Here is a 25,218-nt window from a genome sequence, read left to right as displayed (position 1 = left end):
GTTGTTATTTAATCTGAGCTTAGTCAATTCCGGTAAATACGCCGGTTCACCGTGCGAAAGGATAACAATAATGACAGAGCAAATAACCGTTACAGATACATTAGTGGTTGGTGCGGGACAGGCAGGTGTGGCGATGAGTGAACATCTCACGAATCTTGGCATTCCTCATCTGGTACTTGAAAAACAACGGATTGCTGAAGCCTGGCGCAGTGGACGCTGGGACTCGCTGGTAGCTAATGGCCCGGCATGGCATGACAGATTCCCGAATATGTCGTTTCCTGACTGTGATGGCGACAGCTTCGTAGCAAAAGATCAGGTTGCCGACTATTTCGAAAGCTGGGCTAAAACCTTCAACGCGCCCATTCGTACAGGTGTTGAAGTATTACATGCACAAGCTTTAGACGGACGTCCAGGTTTTCGCGTCGAAACCTCTAAGGGTGTTATTGAAACCCAACGAATTATTGCTGCCACCGGACCATTTCAAAAACCCGTTATTCCCGCGATTGCCCAACAAAATAGTGATCTTCACCAGATACACTCTGCCCATTACTTCCGCCCACAACAATTACCCGCAGGAGGCGTACTGGTCATCGGTGCCGGATCTTCCGGGGTGCAAATTGCTGATGAATTACAGCGCGCAGGCAAAAAGGTCTGGTTATCGGTTGGCGCACATGATCGCCCTCCTCGTCGTTATCGTCAGCGTGATTTCTGTTGGTGGCTGGGGGTGTTGGGCCTTTGGGAAGCCTCCGTCAAACAACCCGGGAAAGAGCATGTCACCATCGCCGTGAGCGGTGCCCGTGGCGGTCATACTGTTGATTTCCGCCAACTGGCACATCGTGGCATCACACTGGTGGGGCAAACCCTGGAATTAAACCACGGTAAAGCGCTCTTCGGTGATGATCTTCAGGAAAACATTCGTCGGGGTGATGAGTCCTACCTGGAGTTGCTGGACGCCGCAGATGCCTACATTACCCGCAATGGCCTTAATTTACCTGAAGAACCAGAAGCCCGTTATTTCCTGCCAGATCCGCAATGCCTGACTCACCCTTTGCACGAGCTGGATCTGGCTAATGCCGGAATCACCTCTGTTATCTGGGCAACGGGTTACGCCACCGACTACCGTTGGCTGAAAGTAAATGCTTTTGATGAACACAACCAGCCATGCCACCAGCGTGGAATTTCCAGCGAACCTGGTATCTATTTTCTGGGGCTTCCCTGGCTTTCCCGCCGTGGCTCCTCTTTTATCTGGGGCGTGTGGCATGACGCGAAATATATTGCCGATCACATTGCTATCCAGCGTCAGTACCAGGCCTACCATCCCTCTCATTAATAAGGATAAATACTATGCCAACACATACACGTATTCGGATGTTCAACACCAAAGAAACTTACCCTAATCAGACACTGAACAATGACCTGTGTCAGGCGGTGCGGGCAGGCAATACTGTTTATTTGCGCGGTCAGGTAGGTACGGATTTTGCGGGCAATCTGGTTGGGCCAGGTGATGCCCGTGCGCAGGCAGAACAGGCGATGAAAAATGTAAAAATGCTGCTGGAAGAAGCAGGAAGTGATCTTTCACACATTGTAAAAACCACCACTTATCTCATCGATCCCCGTTATCGTGAACCGGTGTATCAGGAGGTCGGTAAATGGTTAAAAGGCGTATTTCCTGTCTCGACTGGCCTGGTGGTCTCGGCGCTGGCCCAACCACAATGGTTAATGGAAATTGACGTAACAGCCGTTATTCCTGAAGACTGGAATAAGAAGGTGCTTTTATGACGCTCTCGATTACGGCTTTATGCCCGGAATCCGGGCAATTAGGTATAGCAATCAGCTCTTCCAGCATTGCGGTCGGCGCACGTTGCCCATGGTTACAGGCAGGCATCGGCGCAGTTGCCAGTCAAAACATTACATTGCCAGCCTTAGGGCCACAAATTCTTGCCGGTCTGGAGTCAGGGTTAACAGCAGAACAGGCGTTGAAACGAGCACTGGGAGAAGATCGTTTTAGTGAATATCGTCAGGTGGCAGTCATGAGTGCTGATGGCATAAGCGCGATTTTTAGCGGCGAACAAACATTAGGAATATGGCATGTTCAACAGGGCGAAAACTGTGTGGCTGCGGGGAATATGCTCGCCAGCCAGCAAGTCATCACCGCCATGATTACCGCTTTTGAGAATGCGACTGGTGAACTGACCAGCCGTTTACTTGCGGCGCTCCGGGCAGGAATTGATCAGGGAGGCGAAGCTGGCCCGGAACATTCTGCGGCCGTAAAAGTCGTGGATGATTATATCTGGCCAGTTGTTGATCTGCGCATCGACTGGGCTGATGCTGATCCTGTGGCCAGCTTGCAAGCGCTATGGCAGGCTTATGAACCACAAATGGAGGCGTACATTACCAGAGCACTGGACCCACGTGATGCTCCTGGCTATGGCGTACCGGGCGATGAATAACTCAGTACGGGAGTTACTCGCGCAGTTGCTGGCTTTTGACACCACCAGCCGGGAATCAAACCTGGCAATGATAATGATGATTCGAGATTTCCTCGATGCTCGTGGTGTGACCTCGCAACTCTTTTATGATGATACGGGGTGTAAAGCAAATCTGTATGCGCGGATTGGACCGACAGGAGGCGGAGGCGTCATGCTTTCAGGCCACACCGACGTAGTGCCAATAGATGGACAGTCATGGACAGTACCGCCCTTTGCCTTAACGGAACGTGATGGGCGTTTTTACGGACGCGGTAGTGCAGATATGAAAGGGTTTATTGCCTGTGTACTGGCATCACTGGAAACCTTTCTCGTTGCGCCATTGCGTATGCCACTTCACCTGGCATTTTCGTATGACGAAGAAGTGGGTTGCCTGGGGGTGCGCAGCCTCGTGGAGCATATCGGAGCATCCGCAGAAAAACCTGCACTATGCATTATCGGTGAGCCAACTGAAATGCAGCCGGTTTTTGGACATAAAGGTAAGTTGGCAATGCGCTGCCGTGTGAACGGTCACGCTTGCCACTCTGCCCATGCACCAGAGGGTGTTAACGCAATCAGTTATGCTGCCCAACTGATCAGTCATCTTGATGAACTGGGCAGTGTCTTTTCTCGCAGACAAGATCCTCGTTTTACTCCTTGCGGTGCAACAATACAGGTTGGCGTTATTGCTGGCGGTACTGCCCTGAATATCGTGCCGCAAAGTTGTTGGTTTGATTTTGAGATTCGCTATCTGCCCGGAACGCGTCCGCAAGATGTCACCGAAGCCCTGGCTGCCTGGGCCGAAAGCCAGTTGCTTCCGTCAATGCGTAAGGTTGCCAAAAGTTCCGAGATTCGTTTTCAGCAACTTAGCCATTACCCTGGTTTGCTGAGCGATCCGCAAAGCAGTTTTGCCAGAGCACTGGCGCAATGGTGTGACAGTACATGTTTCTCAACCGTAGCCTTTGGCACAGAAGGAGGATTGTTTAGTGAAGCGGGTGTGCCAACGCTCATCTGTGGGCCTGGAAGCATGGCACAAGGGCATAAAGCAGATGAATATGTCAGTATTGCGCAAATTGAGCGCTGCATGACAATGCTTAAAAATTTATGCGACTGGATGTGTCTGGATAATAAAAATTATTTTGATACAAATTAAATGATACGTGCGAACATTATTTTCCGTTGGAAATAGCAATTAAAGCTTCCCATAATAGTAAAAATGGACCACCTTACTTACCTAAATATAATACCTTAATATGCTTAGGATTTAGTTATTCGCCATAACCTTGATCCAACCTGAGATAAATCCTACTTTTTTCAGGCACCCAAAAACATATCAAGGAGTTTAAAATGGCTCAGAAGCTGTTAACAGATTTTCGCTCCGAACTACTCGATTCTCGTTTCGGCGCTAAAGCCATTTCGACCGTAGCGGAATCAAAACATTTCCCGCTGCATGAAATACGCGACGATATTGCCTATCAGATTATCAGCGACGAATTATTTCTCGACGGTAATGCCCGTCAAAACCTTGCAACATTTTGCCAGACCTGGGATGACGAAAACGTTCATAAACTGATGGACTTATCGATCAATAAAAACTGGATCGATAAAGAAGAATACCCACAATCAGCCGCTATCGACCTGCGTTGCGTCAACATGGTTGCCGACCTGTGGAATGCGCCAAAACCTAAAAATGGCCAGGCAGTTGGTACTAACACCATCGGTTCTTCCGAAGCCTGTATGCTGGGTGGGATGGCAATGAAATGGCGCTGGCGTAAACGTATGGAAGCCGCCGGAAAACCAACCGATAAACCAAACCTGGTCTGCGGCCCGGTACAGATTTGCTGGCACAAATTCGCCCGTTACTGGGATGTCGAATTACGCGAAATTCCTATGCGCCACGGCCAGTTGTTTATGGATCCACAACGCATGATTGAAGCGTGCGACGAAAACACCATCGGTGTGGTGCCGACCTTTGGTGTGACTTACACCGGTAACTATGAGTTCCCGCAGCCACTGCACGATGCACTGGACAAATTCCAGGCAGATACCGGTATCGACATTGATATGCATATTGATGCCGCCAGTGGTGGCTTCCTGGCTCCGTTTGTTGCCCCGGATATCGTCTGGGACTTCCGCCTGCCGCGTGTGAAATCAATCAGCGCTTCTGGTCACAAATTCGGCCTTGCTCCGCTGGGCTGCGGCTGGGTTATCTGGCGTGATGAAGAAGCATTGCCGAAAGAACTGATCTTCAACGTTGACTATCTCGGTGGTCAAATCGGTACTTTCGCCATCAACTTCTCCCGCCCGGCAGGCCAGGTTATTGCTCAGTATTACGAGTTCCTGCGCCTGGGTCGTGAAGGCTATACAAAAGTTCAGAATGCCTCTTATCAGGTGGCGGCTTATCTGGCACGGGAAATCGCACGGTTAGGGCCGTATGAATTTATTTGTACCGGTCGCCCGGACGAAGGTATTCCTGCGGTGTGCTTCAAACTGAAAGATGGGGAAGATCCAGGTTACACCCTGTATGACCTCTCTGAACGTCTGCGCTTGCGTGGCTGGCAAGTTCCGGCCTTTACCCTTGGCGGTGAAGCCACTGATATCGTAGTAATGCGTATTATGTGCCGCCGTGGCTTCGAAATGGACTTCGCTGAATTACTGCTGGAAGACTATAAAGCTTCTCTGAAATATCTCAGCGATCATCCGAAATTACAGGGCATTGCGCAGCAAAATAGCTTTAAACATACCTAATAGTGACAATTAATTTCCTGAAAGCAGAATGTTCAGATTGATTAACAATCTGAACATTCCTGTATTTGATTTTTAGTAATTATTATCTGCTTATACATAGCCTGAAATAAAACGGTCCTTTCGTACAGGCTATATATTTACATCCAATTATTCACATCCAGATAAAAAGCTGCCTTTTATTAGAAAGGAGAAAATTAATGGCTACTGAACATGACAAATTACAACAAGCAGTCAAAAAAGTATGGCAACAATATTCAACACTACAAGGCGGCACAAACGCCAGCTATATTCCTTATCTTGCCAGTGTTCCGGCAAATCTCTCGGCATTAGCCATTGTTACCGCTGACGGCGACATCATTACGCAGGGAGACACCGAATATCGTTTCGCTCTGGAATCCATTTCTAAAATCTGCACCCTTGCACTGGCTTTGGAAGATGTCGGCCCGGAAGAAGTGCATAACAAGATTGGTGCCGATCCAACTGGCTTACCGTTTAACTCGGTTATTGCTCTGGAACTGCATCAGGGTAAGCCGCTGTCACCATTGGTCAATGCCGGCGCTATGTCTACCGTCAGCCTGGTGAATGCGCGGGATCGTGAAAACCGTTGGTCACGCATTCTTCATATGCAGCAGCAACTTACCGGAGCACCAGTGGCACTGTCTGACGAAGTGAATCAATCGGAACAAACAACTAATTTCCATAACCGCGCAATTGCCTGGCTGCTGTATTCCGCTAACACACTTTACTGCGATCCCATGGAAGCCTGCGACGTTTACACCCGCCAGTGTTCAACGCTTATTAATACCATTGAACTGGCAACCATTGGGGCAACCTTTGCTGCCGGAGGAGTCAATCCCCTGAGCAAACAACGGGTAGTGAAAGAGGAAAATGTGCCTTTTATTCTGGCGGAGATGATGATGGAAGGAATGTATGGCAGCTCTGGCGACTGGGCTTATACCGTTGGATTACCTGCAAAAAGCGGTGTCGGCGGCGGTATTCTGGCTGTCGTCCCCGGAGTAATGGGAATTGCGGCCTTTGCCCCGCCCCTGGATGACGCTGGCAATAGCGTTCGTGGGCAAAAAATGGTGGCAGCCGTTGCTCAGGAACTGGGCTATAACCTGTTTCGTGGTCATCAGGCTCGCTGATTAATTCCCGCTTTTTAGGCCAGATGCAAAGATTTAAGAATCATCCCATACCCGTGCCAACTATGCTTAATGTTCAAAAAACGAGCGCGGCGCGGATATAACACCATTCTTAAATCAACTTATTATGCGGAGGCCTGGCATGAGCACCCCTGGCAACAATGCTGAAGAGAACCGTCCAGGCAACACCCTGGGCCATCACGATCTTAGTGTAACCCCTCCCCCCCAATACTTACCTTTGACACTGAATATCAACGGTAAATACCACCAGCTTAAGGTTGATAGCCGCACCACATTGTTGGATGTTTTACGTGAAAATCTGCAACTGACGGGAACGAAAAAAGGATGTGATCACGGGCAGTGTGGCGCGTGTACCGTTATCGTCAATGGCCGACGTGTCAATGCCTGCCTGACGCTGGCAATTATGAATCAGGATGCTGATGTCATTACCATTGAAGGACTCGGTACGCCAGAAAACCTGCATTTAATGCAAGCGGCCTTTATCAAACATGACGGTTTTCAATGTGGTTACTGTACCCCCGGACAAATTTGTTCGGCAGTCGTCATGCTGGAAGAGCTTGATGCCGGGATCCCCAGCCACGTAACGGAAAATTTGCTGACGCCACCAGAACAAACCGCTGACGAAATACGCGAACGCATGAGCGGCAATCTGTGCCGCTGCGGTGCTTACTCCAACATTCTTGCTGCAATTGAGGATGTCGCCAGGAGTAAAAAATCATGAAAGCTTTTACGTTTGAACGCGCAAACACTCCCGCCGAAGCCGCCGCCAGCGCACAACGTACACCTGGGGCGAAATTTATTGCTGGTGGAACCAATCTTCTTGATTTGATGAAACTGGAGATTGAAACCCCGACACATCTTATTGATGTCAATCACCTGGGCATGAATCACATTGAGCCCACTACGGCTGGTGGGCTGCGTATTGGCGCTCTGGTGCGTAATGCTGATCTGGCGGCAGATGAACGTATTCGCCGGGATTACGCCGTGCTCTCACGGGCATTACTGGCAGGAGCGTCGGCGCAACTGCGTAACCAGGCAAGCACCGCCGGAAATTTACTCCAGCGTACGCGTTGCCCCTATTTTTATGACACTAATCAGCCGTGTAATAAACGCCAGCCTGGAAGTGGTTGCGCCGCACTGCATGGCAAAAACCGCCAACTGGCAGTGGTCGGCACCAGCGACGCCTGTATTGCCACACATCCCAGCGATATGGCCGTAGCCATGCAATTGCTCGATGCGGTTGTAGAAACCGTGACCCCGGATGGCAGCGAACGGCACATTCCACTTAGCGATTTTTATTGCTCTCCCGGCGACTCACCTCAGCGTGAAACGGTATTAACCGCAGGGGAATTGATCGTCGCCGTCACTTTGCCCCCGCCCATTGTCGGCACACATGTTTATCGCAAAATCCGTGATCGCGCCTCTTATGCCTTTGCACTGGTATCTGTGGCCGCCATTATTCAGCCCGATGGAAACGGTCGCGTTGCCTTAGGGGGCGTAGCACACAAACCCTGGCGTATGAATGAAGCAGATAAGCGCATTCCCCTGGGTACAAAGGCGGTTTATGAACAACTGTTCGCTACTGCCCACCCGACTGCAGAAAATGAATACAAGCTCATTCTGGCGAAGCGCACACTCGCCTCAGTATTAACGCAAGCGGGAGTAACACGATGAAATTTGATAAACCAGCAGGTCAAAACCCTGTTGATCGGCTCCTGGTTGTCGCTCATCCTCATGACCGCATTGATGGTAAACGTAAAGTCACTGGTACTGCTCCGTACGCCTGGGAATGGCATGATGAAGCCACAAAAGTTGCGTATGGCTACATTGTGACCTCAGCTATCGCCAAAGGTCGGATTACATCACTCGACACACACAATGCGGACAACGCACCTGGTGTGCTGGCGGTAGTTACGGCACAAAATGCCGGGCCACTCGGTAAAGGAGAACAAAACACAGCTACACTGCTCGGTGGCCCGGAAATTGAACACTACCATCAGGCTATTGCGCTGGTAGTGGCTGAAACGTTTGAACAGGCGCGAGCTGCTGCTTCTCTGGTTCAGGTGCAATATGAACAGCAAGCTGGTGAGTATGATCTTGCCGCAGCCATACCCAATGCCACTGCGCCCCCCGAATATGAAGAAGATAAAACAACGGGTGACTTCGCCAGTGCCTTTGCAGGTGCTGCGATAACCCTTGATGCAACCTACACCACGCCGGATCAAAGCCATATGGCAATGGAACCCCATGCTTCATTAGCTTTCTGGCACGGCGATCAACTAACGATCCGCACTTCCAATCAGATGATCGACTGGTGTCGTAGCGATCTGGCGAAAACGCTAAAAATACCAAAGGAAAAGATCCGCGTGTTATCGCCGTGGATCGGCGGCGGTTTTGGTGGAAAACTGTTTCTGCGCAGTGATGCCCTACTGGCAGCGATTGGCGCAAGAATGATCCAGCGTCCGGTGAAAGTGATGCTCCCTCGCCCTGTCATAGCAAATAACACCACCCATCGCCCGGCAACCATTCAGCGTATTCGTCTTGGCACCGATATTGAAGGACGTATTTGCGCAATTTCGCATAAAAGTTATTCCGGCAATCTGCCCGGCGGCACTCCAGAAATCGCCGTTCAACAAAGTGAACTTCTGTATGCAGGAGCTCATCGTCATACCGGATTGCGACTGGCAAAACTCGATCTTCCTGAGGGCAATGCCATGCGTGCCCCCGGCGAAACGCCGGGATTGATGGCTCTGGAGATCGCTATCGATGAAATTGCGGAAAAAGCGGGCCTCGATCCTGTAGAGTTCCGCATACTTAACGACACACAAGTTGATCCCGCTAACCCGAATCGCCCCTTCTCGCGTCGTCAATTGGTTGAATGCCTGCGCACGGGTGCAGACCGTTTTGGCTGGAGCAAACGCAACGCCAGACCAGGACAAAACAAAGAAGGTGAATGGCTGACAGGAATGGGAATGGCGGCTGGTTTTCGCAATAATTTGCTGACCCCTTCCGGGGCACGTGTGCATCTGGAGTTGGACGGTACGCTTACGGTTGAAACCGATATGACGGATATCGGTACGGGCAGTTACACCATCATTGCCCAGACTGCCGCCGAAATGTTGGGGCTGCCACTGGAAAAAGTGAATGTGCACCTTGGTGATTCCAGTTTTCCGATATCCGGTGGTTCGGGCGGACAATGGGGAGCCAACACATCGACATCGGGCGTTTATGCTGCCTGCGTCAAACTACGTGAAGCCATTGCTAAAAAGCTGGGATTTGCGCCCGACGATACGGAGTTTACCGGCGAGAAGGTGCATTGTGGTGAGCGTCATGCGCGTTTAACGGATGCACTCAACAATGGCAGAATCAGCGCGCAGGATCAGATTGAATTTGGCGATCTGGATGAACAGTTCCAGCAATCCACTTTTGCCGGGCATTTTATTGAAGTTGCTGTACACCGGATGACCGGTGAGATTCGTGTACGACGAATGTTGGCAGTATGTGCTGCCGGGCGAATTCTTAACCCCAAAACAGCACGTAGCCAGGTGATTGGTGCTATGACCATGGGCCTGGGTGCGGCATTAATGGAGGAGTTGTTGGTTGATACTCGCCAGGGTTATTTCGTTAATCATGATATGGCGAGCTATGAGATCCCGGTACATGCTGACATCCCCCTTCAGGAAGTGATCTTCCTGGATGATACAGATCCCGTCTCATCGCCTGTGAAAGCCAAAGGGGTAGGAGAACTGGGGCTTTGCGGCGTCAGCGCGGCAATTGCCAACGCGATTTATAACGCCACCGGTGTACGCCGACGAGATTACCCCATTACGCCAGATAAACTCCTGTGCGCCCTTCCTGATCGCTTGTGAGGTTAAACCATGTTGCAAAAGGTCACTCACAATCACATTTTAGCCACGCCAAAGCAGGCACTGCTAACCGATGATCGCCAGAGGGTTTTACGTTTTGCTGCCGAGGCGTTAACGGCGGGTATGGCTGCAGCACTGGTTACGCTTGTGGAAGTTCGTGGCGGGGCAGCAAGGCGCCCCGGCGCGCAGATGGCGGTACGTGAAGATGGCGCGTACTGCGGCTTTGTCTCCGGCGGCTGCGTGGAAGCGGCTGCAGCTTATGAAGCACTGGAAGCGCTCGCCTGTGGTGATGACCGCGAGGTTATTTACGGAGTAGGTTCTCCCTGGTTCGATATCGTACTGCCTTGCGGCGGCGGTATTACCCTGGCAGTTCACTGCCTTAAATCAGTAACACCTTTGCTGGCAGTACTTAATCAATTAACTCAACGTCAACCAGCCGGGCTGCGCTACTCGTCTGCAGATCAATCGTTGCAGTTTCTTGCCTACGCACCACAAAGCGGCAGGCAGGAAGATTTCTTCGCAATAGGTTATCGCCCCGCTACGCGGGTCGTCATTTTCGGTCATTCGGTTGAAGCACAGGCTACCGCCAGTATCGCGAAGACGGCGGGATATGATGTACAAACCAGTGATACTTTTACTCCCCAGTTGGCAACGTTAGTCGATACCGATACTGCGGTGATTTTGTTATTGCACGACCTGGATATTGAACAGCCAGTGCTGGAGGTAGCACTGGCCGCAAAGCCTTTTTATATTGGCGCCATGGGCAGTCAACGTACACATCTTAAACGTGTCCAACGTTTGCAAAACAAGGGCTGGAGTGAAAAGGAAATTGCACGGATAAAAGCACCAATTGGTATCTTCCCAAAAGCCCGTGATGCATATTCACTGGCGCTTTCAGTGCTGGCAGACGTGGCGGCTGCACGCCACCAGCAGGGGAACGAAGTATGAGCGTTGCTCCGGTAGTCATTGTCCTGGCTGCGGGGGCTGGAAGACGGTTTATCGCTTCCGGCGCAAAGACACACAAACTCGATACTCTCCTTCGTCATCAGACCGTGCTCGGGCATGTGCTGACGACAGTAAAAGCTTCCGGGCTGGGCTGCTATGTTGTACGGCCAGCTGGCGGTACTGCGGGTATAGGCGAATCTATTGCATTGGGTGTGAAAGCCACGGCTAACGCCGGGGGATGGTTAATTCTGCCCGCTGATTTACCCCTTATCCGTTCTGCTACACTGCGACAGGTAGCCCATGAACTGGAGAATAAACCGATCGTGGTGCCTTTCTGGCAGCAACAAGCCGGGCATCCGGTCGGATTTGCTGGTGAATATTTTACGCCACTGAGCCAACTGACGGGCGACTGTGGAGGTCGTGAAATTGTCCGCGCCGCGCGTAAAAAAGGTTTGGTGTTGGATTGTCCAGTTACTGACCGTGGCATTGTACAAGATATTGATACCCTGGCTGATTTGCACCTTGCCAGACATTTTTTGCCAACATACAGTGTTGATGACTAATACCATTTGTTCAATTTCAGGCTACTGTTGTACTAAGCACAAGACCTGCGCAGTTTGTCGGCTATATTTTTCACATCAGGAGTTTTCATGACCGGGGAACATGTCATTTTAGTGGATGCGCAAGGCAAGCCTTTCGCAACGCGGGAAAAATATGCCGCTCACACTTCTGAGACACCTTTACATCTCGCTTTTTCAAGTTGGCTATTTAACAACGAAGGTCAGTGACTGGTTACCCGCCGCGCCCTTAGCAAAAAAGCATGGCCGGGCGTGTGGACTAACTCGGTTTGTGGGCACCCACAACTGGGAGAAAGCAACGAAGACGCGGTGATCCGCCGTTGCCGTTATGAGCTTGGCGTGGAAATTACACCTCCTGAATCTATCTATCCTGACTTTCGCTATCGCGCCACCGATCCGAATGGCATTGTAGAAAATGAAGTATGTCCGGTATTTGCCGCACGCACGACCAGTGCGTTACAGATCAACGATGATGAAGTGATGGATTATCAATGGTGTGATTTAGCAGCGGTTTTACGCGGTATTGATGCCACGCCGTGGGCGTTCAGTCCGTGGATGGTGATGCAGGCTGCCAATAGTGAAGCAAGAAAATTGTTGTCTGCTTTCGCGCAGCACAATTAAAAAACCCCGACATTTGCCGGGGTTGTGAGCATAACGTAATGCTTATTTCACCGGACGCATCGCCGGGAACAGAATAACGTCACGGATGGTATGGCTGTTGGTGAACAGCATTACCATACGGTCGATACCAATTCCCAGACCTGCTGTCGGCGGTAAGCCGTGTTCCAGTGCGGTGACGTAATCTTCGTCGTAGAACATCGCTTCGTCGTCGCCTGCGTCTTTCGCGGCAACCTGATCCAGGAAGCGCTGCGCCTGATCTTCCGCGTCATTCAGCTCGCTAAAACCGTTACCGATTTCACGACCACCAATGAAGAACTCAAAGCGGTCAGTGATTTCCGGGTTAACGTCGTTACGACGCGCCAGCGGAGAAACTTCTGCCGGATATTCAGTAATGAAGGTCGGCTGGATCAGATGTGCTTCTGCCACTTCTTCGAAGATCTCGGTAACGATACGGCCCAGACCCCAGCTCTTCTCAACGTGGATGCCGATAGATTCAGCAATCGCTTTCGCAGAGTCGAAGTTGTCCAGATCCGCCATGTCGGTTTCCGGGCGATATTTCTTGATCGCTTCACGCATGGTCAGTTTTTCGAACGGTTTACCGAAGTCCAGCGTTACGTCGCCGTAGGTCACTTCCGTCTTACCGAGAATATCCTGTGCCAGAGTACGGAACAGCGATTCGGTCAGCTCGATCAGATCTTTGTAATCTGCGTAAGCCATATAGAGTTCCATCATGGTGAACTCTGGGTTATGACGTACGGAGATACCTTCGTTACGGAAGTTACGGTTGATTTCGAATACACGCTCGAAGCCACCAACTACCAGACGCTTGAGGTACAGTTCCGGCGCGATACGCAGGTACATGTCGAGATCCAGCGCATTGTGATGGGTGATAAACGGACGCGCTGCCGCGCCGCCTGGGATCACCTGCATCATCGGCGTTTCAACTTCCATAAAGCCACGATTCACCATGAACTGGCGAATGCCAGAGAGGATCTGCGAACGCACTTTAAAGGTGTTGCGGGATTCATCGTTAGAAATGAGATCCAGATAACGCTGACGATAGCGCGCTTCCTGATCCTGCAAACCGTGGAATTTGTCCGGCAGCGGACGCAGTGCTTTGGTCAGCAGACGCAGCTCGGTGCAATGGATCGACAGTTCGCCAGTTTTGGTTTTGAACAGTTTACCTTTCGCGCCGAGGATATCGCCGAGATCCCATTTTTTGAATTGATCGTTGTAAACGCCTTCCGGTAAATCGTCACGGGCAACGTACAGCTGAATGCGGCCGCCAACGTCCTGCAGAGTAACGAAGGAGGCTTTACCCATAATACGACGGGTCATCATGCGGCCAGCAACGGCAACTTCGATGTTTAGCGCTTCCAGTTCTTCGTTTTCTTTGCCGTCGAATTCTGCGTGCAATTGGTCAGAGGTATGATCGCGACGGAAATCGTTCGGGAAGGCAATCCCCTGCTCACGCAGGTTCGCCAGCTTCTCACGACGCGTTTTCAGTTCATTGTTAAGATCGACTACCGCGTCAGCGCCCTGTGCGTGTTGTTCAGACATGTTGGTTCCTCATAACCCTGCTTTCAAACTTGCTTCGATAAATTGATCCAGGCTGCCGTCCAGCACTGCCTGCGTGTTACGAGTTTCTACCCCGGTACGCAGATCTTTAATGCGGGAGTCATCAAGGACATAAGAACGAATCTGGCTGCCCCAGCCGATGTCAGATTTATTATCTTCCATCGCCTGTTTCTCGGCATTTTTCTTCTGCATCTCCAGTTCATAAAGCTTCGCTTTCATCTGCTTCATGGCCTGGTCTTTGTTCTTGTGCTGGGAACGGTCGTTCTGGCATTGGGTCACAATCCCGGTTGGGATGTGAGTAATACGCACCGCAGATTCGGTACGGTTAACATGCTGACCACCCGCGCCGGATGCGCGATAAACGTCGATGCGCAGATCCGCCGGATTGATTTCGATATCGATATCATCATCGACTTCCGGGTAAACAAACGCGGAGCTGAACGACGTGTGGCGACGACCGCCGGAGTCAAACGGGCTCTTGCGCACCAGGCGGTGAACGCCGGTTTCTGTACGCAGCCAGCCGTAAGCGTAATCGCCGGAGATTTTGATAGTCACGGATTTAATACCCGCCACTTCACCTTCCGACTCTTCGATAATTTCAGTTTTGAAACCACGCGATTCAGCCCAGCGCAGATACATACGCTCAAGCATGCTCGCCCAGTCCTGTGCTTCCGTACCGCCAGAACCTGCCTGAATATCGAGGTAGCAGTCGGCGCTATCATATTCGCCAGAGAACATACGACGGAACTCAAGCTGCGCCAGTTTTTCTTCCAGGGCGTCGAGTTCAGCAACGGCTTCGTTAAAGGTTTCTTCGTCGTCAGCTTCTACAGCCAGCTCCAGCAGACCAGAAACATCTTCCAGCCCCTGTTTCATTTGGTCGAGGGTGTCGACAACGGCTTCGAGGGAGGAACGCTCTTTACCCAGCGCCTGTGCGCGTTCGGGTTCGTTCCAGACATCCGGCTGTTCCAGCTCGGCGTTTACTTCTTCCAGACGCTCTTTCTTGGCGTCGTAGTCAAAGATACCCCCTAAGAACGTCGGAGCGTTCCGTGAGGTCCTGAATGCGATTATTTACCGGATTAATTTCAAACATGGTCTGATTTCTTTTATTGAGCTAGTCAAAATGCGGTGATAAGAGCGGGATTGTACCGAATCCACGCTCTTTTTTATAGATAATATGACGCTAAATTGGCCAGATATTGTCGATGATAATTTGCAGGCTGCGGTTGCCACGAAACTCGTTGATATCCAGCTTGTAAGCCAGTTGCACTTCGCGCACGCCGTTATCCGGCCAGAGGGCGGTATCGACATTAAAAGCAATACCGTCCAGCAGCGGACCGCCGCCGACCGGTTCGACCATGACTTTCAAATGACGTTCACCCACCAGTCGCTGTTGCAGCAGACGGAAATGACCGTCAAACAGCGGCTCCGGGAACATCTGCCCCCACGGGCCAGCATCGCGCAGCAGTTGCGCCACTTCCATGGTCATTTCGGCTGGGCTTAGCGGACCGTCTGACACCACTTCGCCTTGCAATAGTGAAGGGTCCAGCCACTCAGTAACCAGTTCGCCAAACCGTTGCTGAAAGAGTTCGAATTTATCCTCTTCCAGCGACAGGCCTGCCGCCATCGCATGACCGCCAAACTTCAGCATCATGCCGGGGTAGAGTGTGTCTAATCGCTCCAGCGCATCACGCATATGCAGCCCCTGAATGGAGCGACCGGAACCTTTCAGCGTACCGTCACCCGCAGGCGCAAAAGCGATAACCGGACGGTGAAAACGCTCTTTAATACGCGAAGCCAGAATACCAACCACGCCCTGATGCCATTCCGGGTGATACATCGCCAGCCCGCCGGGTAGCGTGTCGCGGCTGCGCTCCAGTTTCTCGCACAGGGTCAGAGCTTCAACCTGCATTCCCTGTTCGATCTCTTTTCGCGTCTGGTTTAGCGCATCGAGTTCATTTGCCAGTACGCGCGCTTCGCCGATGTTGTCGCACAGCAACAGCGCCACACCAACGGACATATCATCCAGTCTCCCGGCTGCATTGAGACGTGGCCCCAGCGCAAAACCTAAATCGCTGGCGGCGAGTTTTTGTGCATCGCGGTTGGCCACTTCCAGCAGCGCTTTAATCCCTGGACGGCACTTTCCGGCACGGATGCGACTCATCCCCTGCCAGGTCAGAATGCGATTATTAGCATCCAGCGGCACGACGTCCGCCACTGTCCCCAACGCGACCAGATCCAGCAGTTCTGCCAGGTTAGGAATTGCGATGCCGCGCTCATCAAACCAGCCCTGATCACGCAAAAAGGTGCGCAGCGCCAGCATTAAATAAAACGCCACACCCACGCCTGCCAGTGATTTCGACGGGAAATTGCAGTCGCGCAAGTTAGGGTTAATGATCGCTTCCGCCGCGGGTAATGTTTCGCCCGGCAAATGGTGATCGGTAACAATAACCGGAATGCCCAACGATCGAGCATGTTCAACCCCCGCATGGGAGGAAATGCCGTTATCCACCGTGACAATTAACTGCGCGCCACGGGCATGGGCCTGATCGACCACTTCCGGGCTTAAGCCGTAACCGTCTTCGAAACGGTTTGGTACCAGATAGTCGATATTGCTGCAACCAAGCGAGCGCATCGCCAGCACGCTTAGAGCCGTGCTGGTGGCACCGTCGGCGTCGAAGTCACCGACCACCATAATCCGCGTTCCTTCGCGAAAAGCGTTGTAAAGGATCTCAACGGCCTTTTCGACGCCGCTCAGTTGCTGCCAGGGCAGCATACCTTTTACACTACGTTCCAGTTCTTGCGCACTGCGTACTCCCCGGCTGGCATATAAACGGCGCAGCAAGGGAGGCAATTCAGCGGGCAAGTCTGCCGTTTCATCGACTTCACGGCGACGAAGTTGTATCTGTTGTTTCACGCGAATTATTTACCGCTGGTCATTTTTTGGTGTTCGTCGAGGAATTCTTTCATCTCTTTCGGCGGCTGGTAACCCGGAACAAGTGTGCCATTGCTCAGCACAATTGCCGGAGTGCCACTAACGCCAAGCTGGACGCCAAGTGCGTAATGATCGGCAATATCGATATCGCAACTTGCCGGAGTGGCAGCTTTACCCGCCATCACATCATCAAACGCTTTCTTTTTATCTTTCGCACACCAGATGGCTTTCATTTGTTGCTCAGCCTGGCTCTCCAGCCCCTGGCGAGGGAAAGCAAGATAACGCACGGTGATCCCCAGCGCGTTGTAGTCTGCCATTTGCTCATGCAGTTTGTGGCAGTAACCACAGGTAATATCAGTAAACACGGTAATGACGTGTTTTTCCTGCGGCGCTTTATAAACGATCATCTCGTTTTCAAGCGCGTTCAGCTGCTTTAACAACATCTTATTAGTGACATTGACCGGAGTCGTTCCGCTAACGTCATACATTGGTCCCTGAATGATATGTTTACCGTCATCGGTGATGTACAACACACCGCTGTTAGTCAGAACTGTCTTCATACCAGCCACGGGCGCAGGCTGAATATCACTGCTTTTGATGCCCATTTTGGCTAACGTTTGTTGAATTGCCGCGTCATCAGCCTGAGCAAAACCAGAAAACGCCGCCAACAACGTAAATAACATAAAACCTTTCTTCATAAATCTTCCCGTTCTTTTCAGACATCACGCCCGCGGGTGATGCTGTTGATGAAGTTGCCGCAGACGCTCGGTAGCGACATGCGTATAAATTTGCGTGGTGGAGAGATCGCTGTGGCCCAGTAGCATCTGAACCACGCGTAAATCCGCACCATGATTTAATAAATGAGTGGCAAAGGCGTGACGCAACACATGCGGTGACAACTTTTCGCTGTCGATCCCCGCCAGCACAGCATAATGTTTAATGCGGTGCCAGAAGGTCTGTCGCGTCATCTGCTGCGCACGCTGGCTGGGAAACAACACATCAATTGACACACCATTTAGCAACCACGGTCGCCCGTGTTCCAGATAGGTTTCCAGCCAGTAAACCGCCTCTTCACCTAACGGCACAAGGCGTTCTTTGTTGCCTTTACCAATGACCCGCACTACGCCCTGACGCAGGCTGATATCACTCATTGTCAGCCCGACCAATTCAGAGACACGCAGCCCGGTAGCATACAACACTTCAAGCATGGCTTTATCGCGCAGCTCCAGTGGCTGATCAATTAATGGTGCCTGTAATAATCGTTCGACCTGCGCTTCGCTTAAATCTTTTGGCAAACGCTGGGGCAATTTCGGCGAAGCCAGATGCGCGCTGGGATCGTCTTCACGAAAGTTTTCGCGATAAAGATACTGGAACAATCGGCGCACTGCACTCAGCAAACGCGCTGAGCTGGTGGCTTTATACCCGCCCTCCAGCCGTTCTGCCAGTAATGCCTGCAAATCGTCACTTTGCGCCGTCGCCAGCGTCAACCCGCGGTGATGCAACCACTCCACCATCATTGACAGATCGCGACGGTATGCGTTCAACGTATTTTCAGCCAGATTTTTTTCCAGCCACAGAGCATCAAGAAACTGCTCGATGCGTGCCAGATCCTGTTTCACTTGCGCCCCTTATGGTCACTCATTTGATCCATTATGCCTTATTGTGCCGTGACTAAAGCGATTCTGATACACTAGCCGCAAAAGCCACAGCAGAATCGAGAAGCTTACGTTATGAATATGGGTCTTTTTTATGGTTCCAGCACCTGTTATACCGAAATGGCGGCAGAAAAAATCCGCGATATTATCGGCCCAGAACTGGTGACCTTACATAACCTCAAGGACGACTCCCCGAAATTAATGGAGCAGTACGATGTGCTCATTCTGGGTATCCCGACCTGGGATTTTGGCGAAATCCAGGAAGACTGGGAAGCCGTCTGGGATCAGCTCGACGACCTGAATCTCGAAGGTAAAATTGTTGCGCTGTATGGGCTTGGCGATCAACTGGGGTACGGCGAGTGGTTCCTCGATGCGCTCGGCATGCTGCATGACAAACTCTCGACCAAAGGCGTGAAGTTCGTCGGCTACTGGCCAACGGAAGGATATGAGTTTACCAGCCCGAAACCGGTGATTGCTGACGGGCAACTGTTCGTGGGTCTGGCACTGGACGAAACTAACCAGTATGACCTTAGCGACGAGCGTATTCAGAGCTGGTGCGAGCAAATCCTCAACGAAATGGCAGAGCATTACGCCTGATGTCACTGACGGCTTAGCACACAGCCTTTGCCGTCATCTTTATCTTTGCGTCTCTTGTTGCAACAAAATCCGCCGTAAATCCCGCCATTCGGCTTCGTCCATGCTGTCGGCTGCCAGCCACAAGTGCTGACGTTTACCGCTATCAGAACGTAAACGCAACATCATGCCGCTTTTAATCATCCACGGCGCTTTGACGATGCTCCACTCCTGCCCTTGCCAACGCAAACGCCCGTCCATCAACAGGCGAATTTCCCCCTGGCGAGCATTAATGCGTCGCTGGCTGCGAACGCAATCAAACACCACCAGCGAAAGTAACACCATCCATAACGGAGTGTAACTTAACGGCCAGGGCATGAGTAAAATAACAGCGGCAACCAGCCCATGAATCAGCAAGGAAAGCCACTGCGCGCGCCAGGAGACGCGTAAATCAGATTGCCACAGGACCACGTTCCCGATTCCGTGTCTGGATGAGTCGGACCATCATTTCCAGTTCTGCATCGGCCGGTTTACCATGATTCATCAGCCAGTTGAACAGATCGGGATCGTCACATTCCAGCAGACGAATAAAGATGCGTTTTTCGTCATCACTTAAGCTGTCGTACTCATGTTCGAAAAACGGCATGATTGAAATATCGAGTTCGCGCATACCACGGCGGCATGCCCAGTGAATGCGGGCTTTGTTATTAATGTCCATCTTCTTCCTGTCTCACGAAAATCCAGTACCAGGCTATTGTAACGTGTTTTTCGACTTCTTTTGCGGGAATATCAGTAAACACAATCGCGATCGCGAAATTAACCCACAATATTTCAAGGGATTCATTTTTTTGGAAGTCGCCTCGCAAAGCATATCAGAAGGCACAGATCGCGTAGTGAAAGCACTTGCATTGCCTCATAGCTCTTTTACCATTAGTCATAAATACGCCGTTTGTAAAACAGGACTCCATTATGGCTTTTACACCTTTTCCTCCCCGTCAGCCTACGGCTTCTGCACGTTTACCGCTGACGCTGATGACGCTTGATGACTGGGCGCTTGCCACCATTACTGGCACGGACAGCGAAAAATATATGCAGGGTCAGGTGACAGCAGATGTCAGCCAGATGACAGAAGATCAGCACCTGCTCGCCGCCCATTGCGATGCCAAAGGTAAAATGTGGAGCAATTTACGTCTGTTCCGTGACGGCGATGGCTTTGCGTGGATTGAACGGCGCAGCGTGCGCGAGTCGCAACTGACTGAACTGAAAAAATATGCGGTGTTCTCTAAAGTGACCATCGCGCCAGACGATGAACGTGTGCTGCTTGGTGTTGCCGGTTTTCAGGCACGCGCTGCGCTGGCAAACCTCTTTAGTGAATTACCTTCGAAGGAAAAGCAGGTTATCAGAGAAGGTGCGACTACCCTGCTATGGTTTGAACACCCAGCAGAACGTTTCCTGATTGTAACCGATGAAGCTACTGCCAATATGCTGACCGATAAACTGCGCGGTGAAGCGGAACTGAACAATAGCCAACAGTGGCTGGCATTAAACATTGAAGCGGGTTTTCCGGTGATTGATGCCGCCAACAGCGGGCAGTTTATCCCACAGGCGACCAACCTCCAGGCGTTGGGCGGCATCAGCTTTAAAAAAGGCTGCTATACCGGACAAGAGATGGTGGCACGAGCTAAATTCCGCGGTGCCAACAAACGCGCCCTCTGGCTGCTGGCAGGTAGCGCCAGCCGACTGCCGGAAGCGGGTGAAGATTTAGAGCTGAAAATGGGCGAGAACTGGCGTCGTACCGGTACGGTGCTGGCTGCGGTAAAACTGGAAGATGGTCAGGTCGTGGTACAGGTCGTCATGAATAACGATATGGAACCGGACAGCATCTTCCGCGTACGCGACGATGCGAATACATTGCATATCGAGCCGCTGCCGTATTCGCTGGAAGAGTAAATCTCTGTATCGCATCAGGCATTTATCGCCTGATGCGACGCTGACGCGTCTTATCATGCCTGGGATTTGATGCCTTTATCACAACAAGGACGCGGCCCGTAGGTCGGATAAGGCGTTCACGCCGCATCCGGCGGTTGCGCTCCGATGCCTGATGCGACGCTGACGCGTCTTATCATGCCTACAACGGCGCACCAATTACGCCTGCCCAATATACAAATAGATCGCCAGAAAGTGGCACACGCTGCCGCCGAGCACAAAGCCGTGCCAGATGGCATGATTGTACGGAATGCGTTTGCAGACATAGAAAATCACCCCGAGCGAATAAACCACTCCGCCTACCGCCAGTAAGGTAACGCTGCCCGCCGCGAGCTTAACGGCCATTTCATAAATCACCACCAGCGACAGCCAGCCCATCGCCAGATAAGTCACCAGAGATAAAATTTTGAATCGGTGCGCGATGGTCAGCTTGAACAGAATCCCCAACAGCGCCAGGCTCCAGATAACAATCATCAACCCGCGCGCTAACGGAGAATCCAGCCCCACCAGCAAAAACGGCGTGTAGGTTCCGGCAATCAATAGATAAATGGCACAGTGGTCAAATTTCTTCAGCCACATTTTTGCCCGTTGATGGGGAACGGCGTGATAAAGCGTCGAAGCAAGAAACAGCAGGATCATACTGCCGCCATAGAGACTGTAACTGGTTATCGCTGTGGCGCTGGCATTGAGATCCACCGCCTGAACCAGTAACAACACCAGCCCAACGATACCAAACACCAGCCCAATGCCGTGACTGACGCTGTTGGCAATTTCCTCTGCCAGCGAATATCCCTGCTTAATGAGGGGCTTCTGAACCATAACTTACTCCGGAGAAACGTACACGCACGTGAACACTTCTCCAGCGTAACTGAGAATAGTTCCAGTGAACACCTGTTAGCTAAAATAAATTCTGATTTGAGACTAATCTCCGAAAAATCATGAAATTAAATGCGAAATTTCAACTAACAGGCGTGAGTTCAATTTAAAGGCATTTAAATTCAATTACATAAAACTGTGTCTGCCCAGGATAGATGTCGGCAATGACCTTTTTCAGTTCAGGCAGGGTCATATTTTCCTGTTGTGCATGTTTTTCCGTCAACGTATCCAGCGTTACGGTTGATGTTGCAGTGACTTCAATCGTGCAAAAATAACCGTCATCTTCAAAACGCCCGACACGAAGCACATCACCCGTTTTGAAGTGCGATTCAGACTCGTCGCGGATGGTGATGGTTTTACGCCCAGCCAGAATGTCATCCTGGAAACGTTGAAAAAAAGTGATGTCGTTTGGCTGCATGGTACTATTTCCTGTAAGAATTGACTCATCTGGAGCCTATGATAGTGAAAAAACTCACCTTACCGAAAGATTTCTTATGGGGCGGCGCAGTTGCCGCTCATCAGGTCGAAGGCGGCTGGAACAAAGGCGGCAAAGGGCCGAGCATTTGTGACGTTCTGACCGGTGGCGCACACGGCGTGCCGCGCGAAATCACCAAAGAAGTCTTGCCAGGAAAATACTATCCAAACCATGAAGCCGTTGATTTTTATGGTCACTACAAAGAAGACATCAAGCTATTTGCCGAAATGGGCTTCAAATGTTTTCGCACTTCCATCGCCTGGACGCGCATTTTCCCAAAAGGTGATGAAACTCAGCCAAACGAAGAAGGGCTGAAGTTCTACGATGATATGTTCGATGAACTGCTGAAATACAACATCGAACCGGTGATCACCCTCTCCCACTTTGAAATGCCGCTGCATCTGGTGCAGCAATACGGTAGCTGGACTAACCGTAAAGTGGTTGATTTCTTTGTACGTTTCGCGGAAGTGGTATTTGAACGCTATAAGCATAAAGTCAAATATTGGATGACCTTCAACGAAATTAACAACCAGCGTAACTGGCGTGCACCTCTGTTCGGTTACTGCTGCTCTGGCGTGGTGTATACCGAACATGAAAACCCGGAAGAGACGATGTATCAGGTGCTGCATCACCAGTTTGTCGCCAGCGCCCTGGCAGTGAAAGCCGCGCGTCGCATTAACCCGGAGATGAAAGTCGGCTGTATGCTGGCGATGGTGCCGCTCTATCCATACTCCTGTAACCCGGACGATGTGATGTTCGCTCAGGAGTCGATGCGCGAACGCTACGTCTTTACCGATGTGCAGTTGCGTGGCTATTACCCTTCCTATGTGTTGAACGAGTGGGAGCGTCGCGGATTTAACATCAAAATGGAAGACGGCGATCTCGATGTACTGCGTGAAGGCACCTGCGATTATCTTGGTTTCAGCTATTACATGACCAACGCAGTGAAGGCCGAAGGCGGCACCGGCGATGCGATCTCTGGTTTTGAAGGCAGTGTACCGAACCCATTTGTTAAAGCGTCGGACTGGGGATGGCAGATTGATCCGGTGGGTCTGCGCTATGCACTATGCGAACTGTATGAGCGTTATCAGAAGCCGCTGTTTATTGTCGAAAACGGTTTTGGCGCTTATGACAAAGTGGAAGAAGACGGCAGCATCAACGACGACTACCGCATTGATTACCTGCGCGCCCATATCGAAGAAATGAAAAAAGCGGTGACTTACGATGGCGTGGATCTGATGGGCTACACACCGTGGGGCTGCATCGACTGCGTGTCGTTCACTACCGGGCAGTACAGCAAACGCTACGGCTTTATCTATGTGAATAAACATGACGACGGTACTGGCGATATGTCGCGTTCACGTAAGAAGAGCTTTGACTGGTACAAAGAGGTGATTGCCAGCAACGGCGAGAAGCTTTAACTACTGCATGTTACCCGCCAGTCGGCGGGTAACATTTTGAACGAGTCTTACCAGGTCTTACCTATTTTAAATTCCCAGCGTACATCTTCCATTTTGGTTGGCGACTTCGCTTCCTGCATTACCGGGAAGAAGGCTCCGGCACCAAACCATAATTTCAGTGAATCGACGGCAATATTAAATGACGGACCAACAACCCATTCGGTAGTTCCAGAATGGGTATTAATTACGCTGCCATTAGGCAGTTTTTTCGTTCCAGAGGCATTATTGCTGTAGGCACTTTCCAGACCAATATCCAGCGGTAAATCGCTAAACATATACCGCACCTGGGTATTCCACTGGAATTCGTTACCTCGTTTCACATCCTGGTTACCGCGCTCAAATGGTCCCTGATAGACAAAATCCATATCCCCTTTAAAGTTAGGAGTGAATGATTTTGTTAAAGAGAGTGATACTCTTCCTCCCCAGGCGCTGTTCCCAGGCAAATGATTATCTCCACCTTGCCCGGTGGGTAGTAATAATGCCCCACCTACCGTAACCCAAAACGGATCACCTCTTCGCTGGCTCATTAAAGCATAAGTGGCCCCCACCGATTGATCGCCCATTCCCTCTATATGCTCAGGAGACAGATTGTCTCGTTTGTTATTGATATAAGAACCCACAGTTGATAATTCCAGTCTGTCGGTCAAACCGTAACGAATCTTCAATAACCATATCTGGGAGTAAACATCCGAACTTCCGTGCCCCTCGATTTGATGATCTTTATCGCGAAATGAGCTATTCACGGCGGTTAATAACATTCCTTCCGGCAATACTGAACCACCAGAAATAGCGGTATTAACTGGTGCACCTAATAGATTACTGGGCTTATTTTCTCCGTCAGCTGCCATTGCATTCATTGATAGAAAGCATGTTATTAATGGCAGAAATATAAATCGTTTCATCATTCCCTCCAGGTATGAAAAACAAAGCGCTAAGTTAAGAAACATTTGCGTTATTTATATTTATTTTTAATTTATAATTTAAATAAATAACTTAATGGATTTAATATACGGAAAGTTTTGTAATTATATTGAGAGGTAAATAACGATTCCGGAGAGAAACTATTTGTAATTACATGTAAATATGCTGTGTTATTTTTATTAAATAACAGCAAAGTAAAAGTCATGCACAATGAATCATTAGACCCTAAAAAACGGGTGATTTAATTCTGGCTAATACACTGATACAAACACCTGGTTGCCTGAGAGGAGCCAACAATTTACTGCAATATATTGAATTAGTAAGACTTCGCTTCTTGAAAAAGCACTCACGCGGCATCCGACATAAACAAAGCACT

Annotated in this window: 24 protein-coding genes and 1 pseudogene; 15 read left to right on the top strand and 10 right to left on the bottom strand. The window is 50.7% G+C overall.

What is annotated here, in order from left to right:
- Window positions 1-70 precede the first annotated feature (70 nt).
- The 12 genes and pseudogenes from K0335_RS17020 to idi all read left to right on the top strand — a co-directional run bounded on the left by K0335_RS17020 (window position 71) and on the right by idi (window position 12,386).
- A complete protein-coding gene (locus K0335_RS17020; protein WP_046080656.1) occupies window positions 71-1,330 on the top strand; it encodes an NAD(P)/FAD-dependent oxidoreductase in 1,260 nt (419 codons plus the stop codon).
- Window positions 1,331-1,344: 14 nt separating this feature from the next.
- Window positions 1,345-1,779 carry a RidA family protein gene (locus tag K0335_RS17015; protein WP_001142060.1) on the top strand — a complete coding sequence of 145 codons (435 nt, stop codon included), beginning with the start codon at window positions 1,345-1,347 and terminating at the stop codon, window positions 1,777-1,779.
- Window positions 1,776-2,450, top strand: coding sequence for a DUF1028 domain-containing protein (locus tag K0335_RS17010; RefSeq protein WP_000175821.1), 675 nt, complete (start codon window positions 1,776-1,778; stop codon window positions 2,448-2,450). Before K0335_RS17015 ends, K0335_RS17010 begins: the two co-directional genes overlap by 4 nt.
- A complete protein-coding gene (argE, locus tag K0335_RS17005; protein WP_104920492.1) occupies window positions 2,443-3,618 on the top strand; it encodes an acetylornithine deacetylase in 1,176 nt (391 codons plus the stop codon). The genes K0335_RS17010 and argE overlap by 8 nt, the downstream gene beginning before the upstream one ends.
- A 194-nt stretch (window positions 3,619-3,812) precedes the next feature.
- Window positions 3,813-5,213 carry a glutamate decarboxylase gene (locus tag K0335_RS17000; RefSeq protein WP_000057531.1) on the top strand — a complete coding sequence of 467 codons (1,401 nt, stop codon included), beginning with the start codon at window positions 3,813-3,815 and terminating at the stop codon, window positions 5,211-5,213.
- 197 nt (window positions 5,214-5,410) lie between these two features.
- Window positions 5,411-6,358: a glutaminase A gene (glsA, locus tag K0335_RS16995; protein ID WP_104920286.1), complete on the top strand. Its 948-nt coding sequence runs from the start codon at window positions 5,411-5,413 to the stop codon at window positions 6,356-6,358.
- 139 nt (window positions 6,359-6,497) lie between these two features.
- The gene (gene paoA, locus K0335_RS16990) at window positions 6,498-7,097 is read left to right on the top strand and encodes an aldehyde dehydrogenase iron-sulfur subunit PaoA (RefSeq protein WP_223666609.1); all 600 of its coding nucleotides are present in this window, start codon (window positions 6,498-6,500) and stop codon (window positions 7,095-7,097) included.
- Window positions 7,094-8,050 (top strand): xanthine dehydrogenase family protein subunit M, encoded by a 957-nt coding sequence (locus K0335_RS16985; RefSeq protein WP_000643286.1) that lies wholly within the window; start codon window positions 7,094-7,096, stop codon window positions 8,048-8,050. The genes paoA and K0335_RS16985 overlap by 4 nt, the downstream gene beginning before the upstream one ends.
- Window positions 8,047-10,245: an aldehyde oxidoreductase molybdenum-binding subunit PaoC gene (gene paoC / locus K0335_RS16980; RefSeq protein ID WP_160193695.1), complete on the top strand. Its 2,199-nt coding sequence runs from the start codon at window positions 8,047-8,049 to the stop codon at window positions 10,243-10,245. The genes K0335_RS16985 and paoC overlap by 4 nt, the downstream gene beginning before the upstream one ends.
- A 9-nt stretch (window positions 10,246-10,254) precedes the next feature.
- Window positions 10,255-11,190 (top strand): XdhC family protein, encoded by a 936-nt coding sequence (locus K0335_RS16975; RefSeq protein WP_104920288.1) that lies wholly within the window; start codon window positions 10,255-10,257, stop codon window positions 11,188-11,190.
- A complete protein-coding gene (locus tag K0335_RS16970; RefSeq protein ID WP_219393944.1) occupies window positions 11,187-11,750 on the top strand; it encodes an NTP transferase domain-containing protein in 564 nt (187 codons plus the stop codon). The genes K0335_RS16975 and K0335_RS16970 overlap by 4 nt, the downstream gene beginning before the upstream one ends.
- 87 nt (window positions 11,751-11,837) lie before the next feature.
- Window positions 11,838-12,386, top strand: a pseudogene (gene idi / locus K0335_RS16965) (isopentenyl-diphosphate Delta-isomerase).
- 42 nt (window positions 12,387-12,428) lie between these two features.
- Here idi and lysS read toward each other — a convergent pair.
- The 5 genes from lysS to xerD all read right to left on the bottom strand — a co-directional run bounded on the left by lysS (window position 12,429) and on the right by xerD (window position 18,515).
- On the bottom strand, window positions 12,429-13,946 hold the full coding sequence (gene lysS / locus K0335_RS16960) for a lysine--tRNA ligase (RefSeq protein ID WP_000003061.1): 1,518 nt from the start codon (window positions 13,944-13,946) through the stop codon (window positions 12,429-12,431).
- A gap of 9 nt (window positions 13,947-13,955) precedes the next feature.
- Window positions 13,956-15,054, bottom strand: a protein-coding gene (gene prfB / locus K0335_RS16955; protein WP_001701073.1) for a peptide chain release factor 2 whose coding sequence is annotated in 2 segments (ribosomal slippage) — window positions 13,956-14,978 and window positions 14,980-15,054 — 1,098 coding nt in all. Because the reading frame shifts where the segments join, the coding sequence is not laid out codon by codon here.
- 90 nt (window positions 15,055-15,144) lie between these two features.
- Window positions 15,145-16,878 carry a single-stranded-DNA-specific exonuclease RecJ gene (gene recJ / locus K0335_RS16950; protein ID WP_000813234.1) on the bottom strand — a complete coding sequence of 578 codons (1,734 nt, stop codon included), beginning with the start codon at window positions 16,876-16,878 and terminating at the stop codon, window positions 15,145-15,147.
- Between the two features lie 5 nt (window positions 16,879-16,883).
- On the bottom strand, window positions 16,884-17,594 hold the full coding sequence (gene dsbC / locus K0335_RS16945) for a bifunctional protein-disulfide isomerase/oxidoreductase DsbC (RefSeq protein ID WP_000715223.1): 711 nt from the start codon (window positions 17,592-17,594) through the stop codon (window positions 16,884-16,886).
- 24 nt (window positions 17,595-17,618) lie between these two features.
- Window positions 17,619-18,515, bottom strand: a complete 897-nt coding sequence (gene xerD, locus K0335_RS16940) for a site-specific tyrosine recombinase XerD (protein ID WP_000806645.1) — start codon at window positions 18,513-18,515, stop codon at window positions 17,619-17,621.
- Window positions 18,516-18,626: 111 nt separating this feature from the next.
- Between xerD and fldB the strand changes: the two genes are divergently transcribed.
- Window positions 18,627-19,148: a flavodoxin FldB gene (fldB, locus tag K0335_RS16935; protein WP_001055874.1), complete on the top strand. Its 522-nt coding sequence runs from the start codon at window positions 18,627-18,629 to the stop codon at window positions 19,146-19,148.
- A 39-nt stretch (window positions 19,149-19,187) separates the two neighbouring features.
- Here fldB and K0335_RS16930 read toward each other — a convergent pair whose 3' ends face one another.
- On the bottom strand, window positions 19,188-19,595 hold the full coding sequence (locus K0335_RS16930) for a protein YgfX (protein WP_000244781.1): 408 nt from the start codon (window positions 19,593-19,595) through the stop codon (window positions 19,188-19,190).
- Window positions 19,576-19,842: an FAD assembly factor SdhE gene (sdhE, locus tag K0335_RS16925; RefSeq protein WP_000354046.1), complete on the bottom strand. Its 267-nt coding sequence runs from the start codon at window positions 19,840-19,842 to the stop codon at window positions 19,576-19,578. Before sdhE ends, K0335_RS16930 begins: the two co-directional genes overlap by 20 nt.
- A 251-nt stretch (window positions 19,843-20,093) precedes the next feature.
- Here sdhE and ygfZ point away from each other — a divergent pair, with 251 nt between their 5' ends.
- Window positions 20,094-21,074, top strand: coding sequence for a tRNA-modifying protein YgfZ (ygfZ, locus tag K0335_RS16920; protein WP_000886103.1), 981 nt, complete (start codon window positions 20,094-20,096; stop codon window positions 21,072-21,074).
- Window positions 21,075-21,269: 195 nt separating this feature from the next.
- Here the strand turns inward: ygfZ and K0335_RS16915 are convergent, their stop codons facing one another.
- Together K0335_RS16915 and yqfB are read right to left on the bottom strand one after the other, a co-directional pair.
- The gene (locus K0335_RS16915; protein WP_000250283.1) at window positions 21,270-21,929 is read right to left on the bottom strand and encodes a hemolysin III family protein; all 660 of its coding nucleotides are present in this window, start codon (window positions 21,927-21,929) and stop codon (window positions 21,270-21,272) included.
- Between the two features lie 163 nt (window positions 21,930-22,092).
- Window positions 22,093-22,404 (bottom strand): N(4)-acetylcytidine aminohydrolase, encoded by a 312-nt coding sequence (yqfB, locus tag K0335_RS16910; RefSeq protein ID WP_001182961.1) that lies wholly within the window; start codon window positions 22,402-22,404, stop codon window positions 22,093-22,095.
- A 44-nt stretch (window positions 22,405-22,448) separates the two neighbouring features.
- Between yqfB and bglA the strand changes: the two genes are divergently transcribed.
- Complete coding sequence (gene bglA / locus K0335_RS16905) at window positions 22,449-23,882, top strand: 6-phospho-beta-glucosidase BglA (protein ID WP_046083325.1); 1,434 nt, start codon at window positions 22,449-22,451, stop codon at window positions 23,880-23,882.
- A 47-nt stretch (window positions 23,883-23,929) separates the two neighbouring features.
- Here bglA and K0335_RS16900 read toward each other — a convergent pair whose 3' ends face one another.
- Window positions 23,930-24,823 carry a transporter gene (locus tag K0335_RS16900; RefSeq protein ID WP_000819362.1) on the bottom strand — a complete coding sequence of 298 codons (894 nt, stop codon included), beginning with the start codon at window positions 24,821-24,823 and terminating at the stop codon, window positions 23,930-23,932.
- Window positions 24,824-25,218 lie beyond the last annotated feature (395 nt).

It is taken from the genome of Escherichia sp. GZ89, from assembly GCF_019366485.1.
GTDB classification, from domain to species: domain Bacteria; phylum Pseudomonadota; class Gammaproteobacteria; order Enterobacterales; family Enterobacteriaceae; genus Escherichia; species Escherichia fergusonii.
Note: the sequence above shows the minus strand (reverse complement) of the source record. Positions and strands in the feature narration are given on the sequence as shown.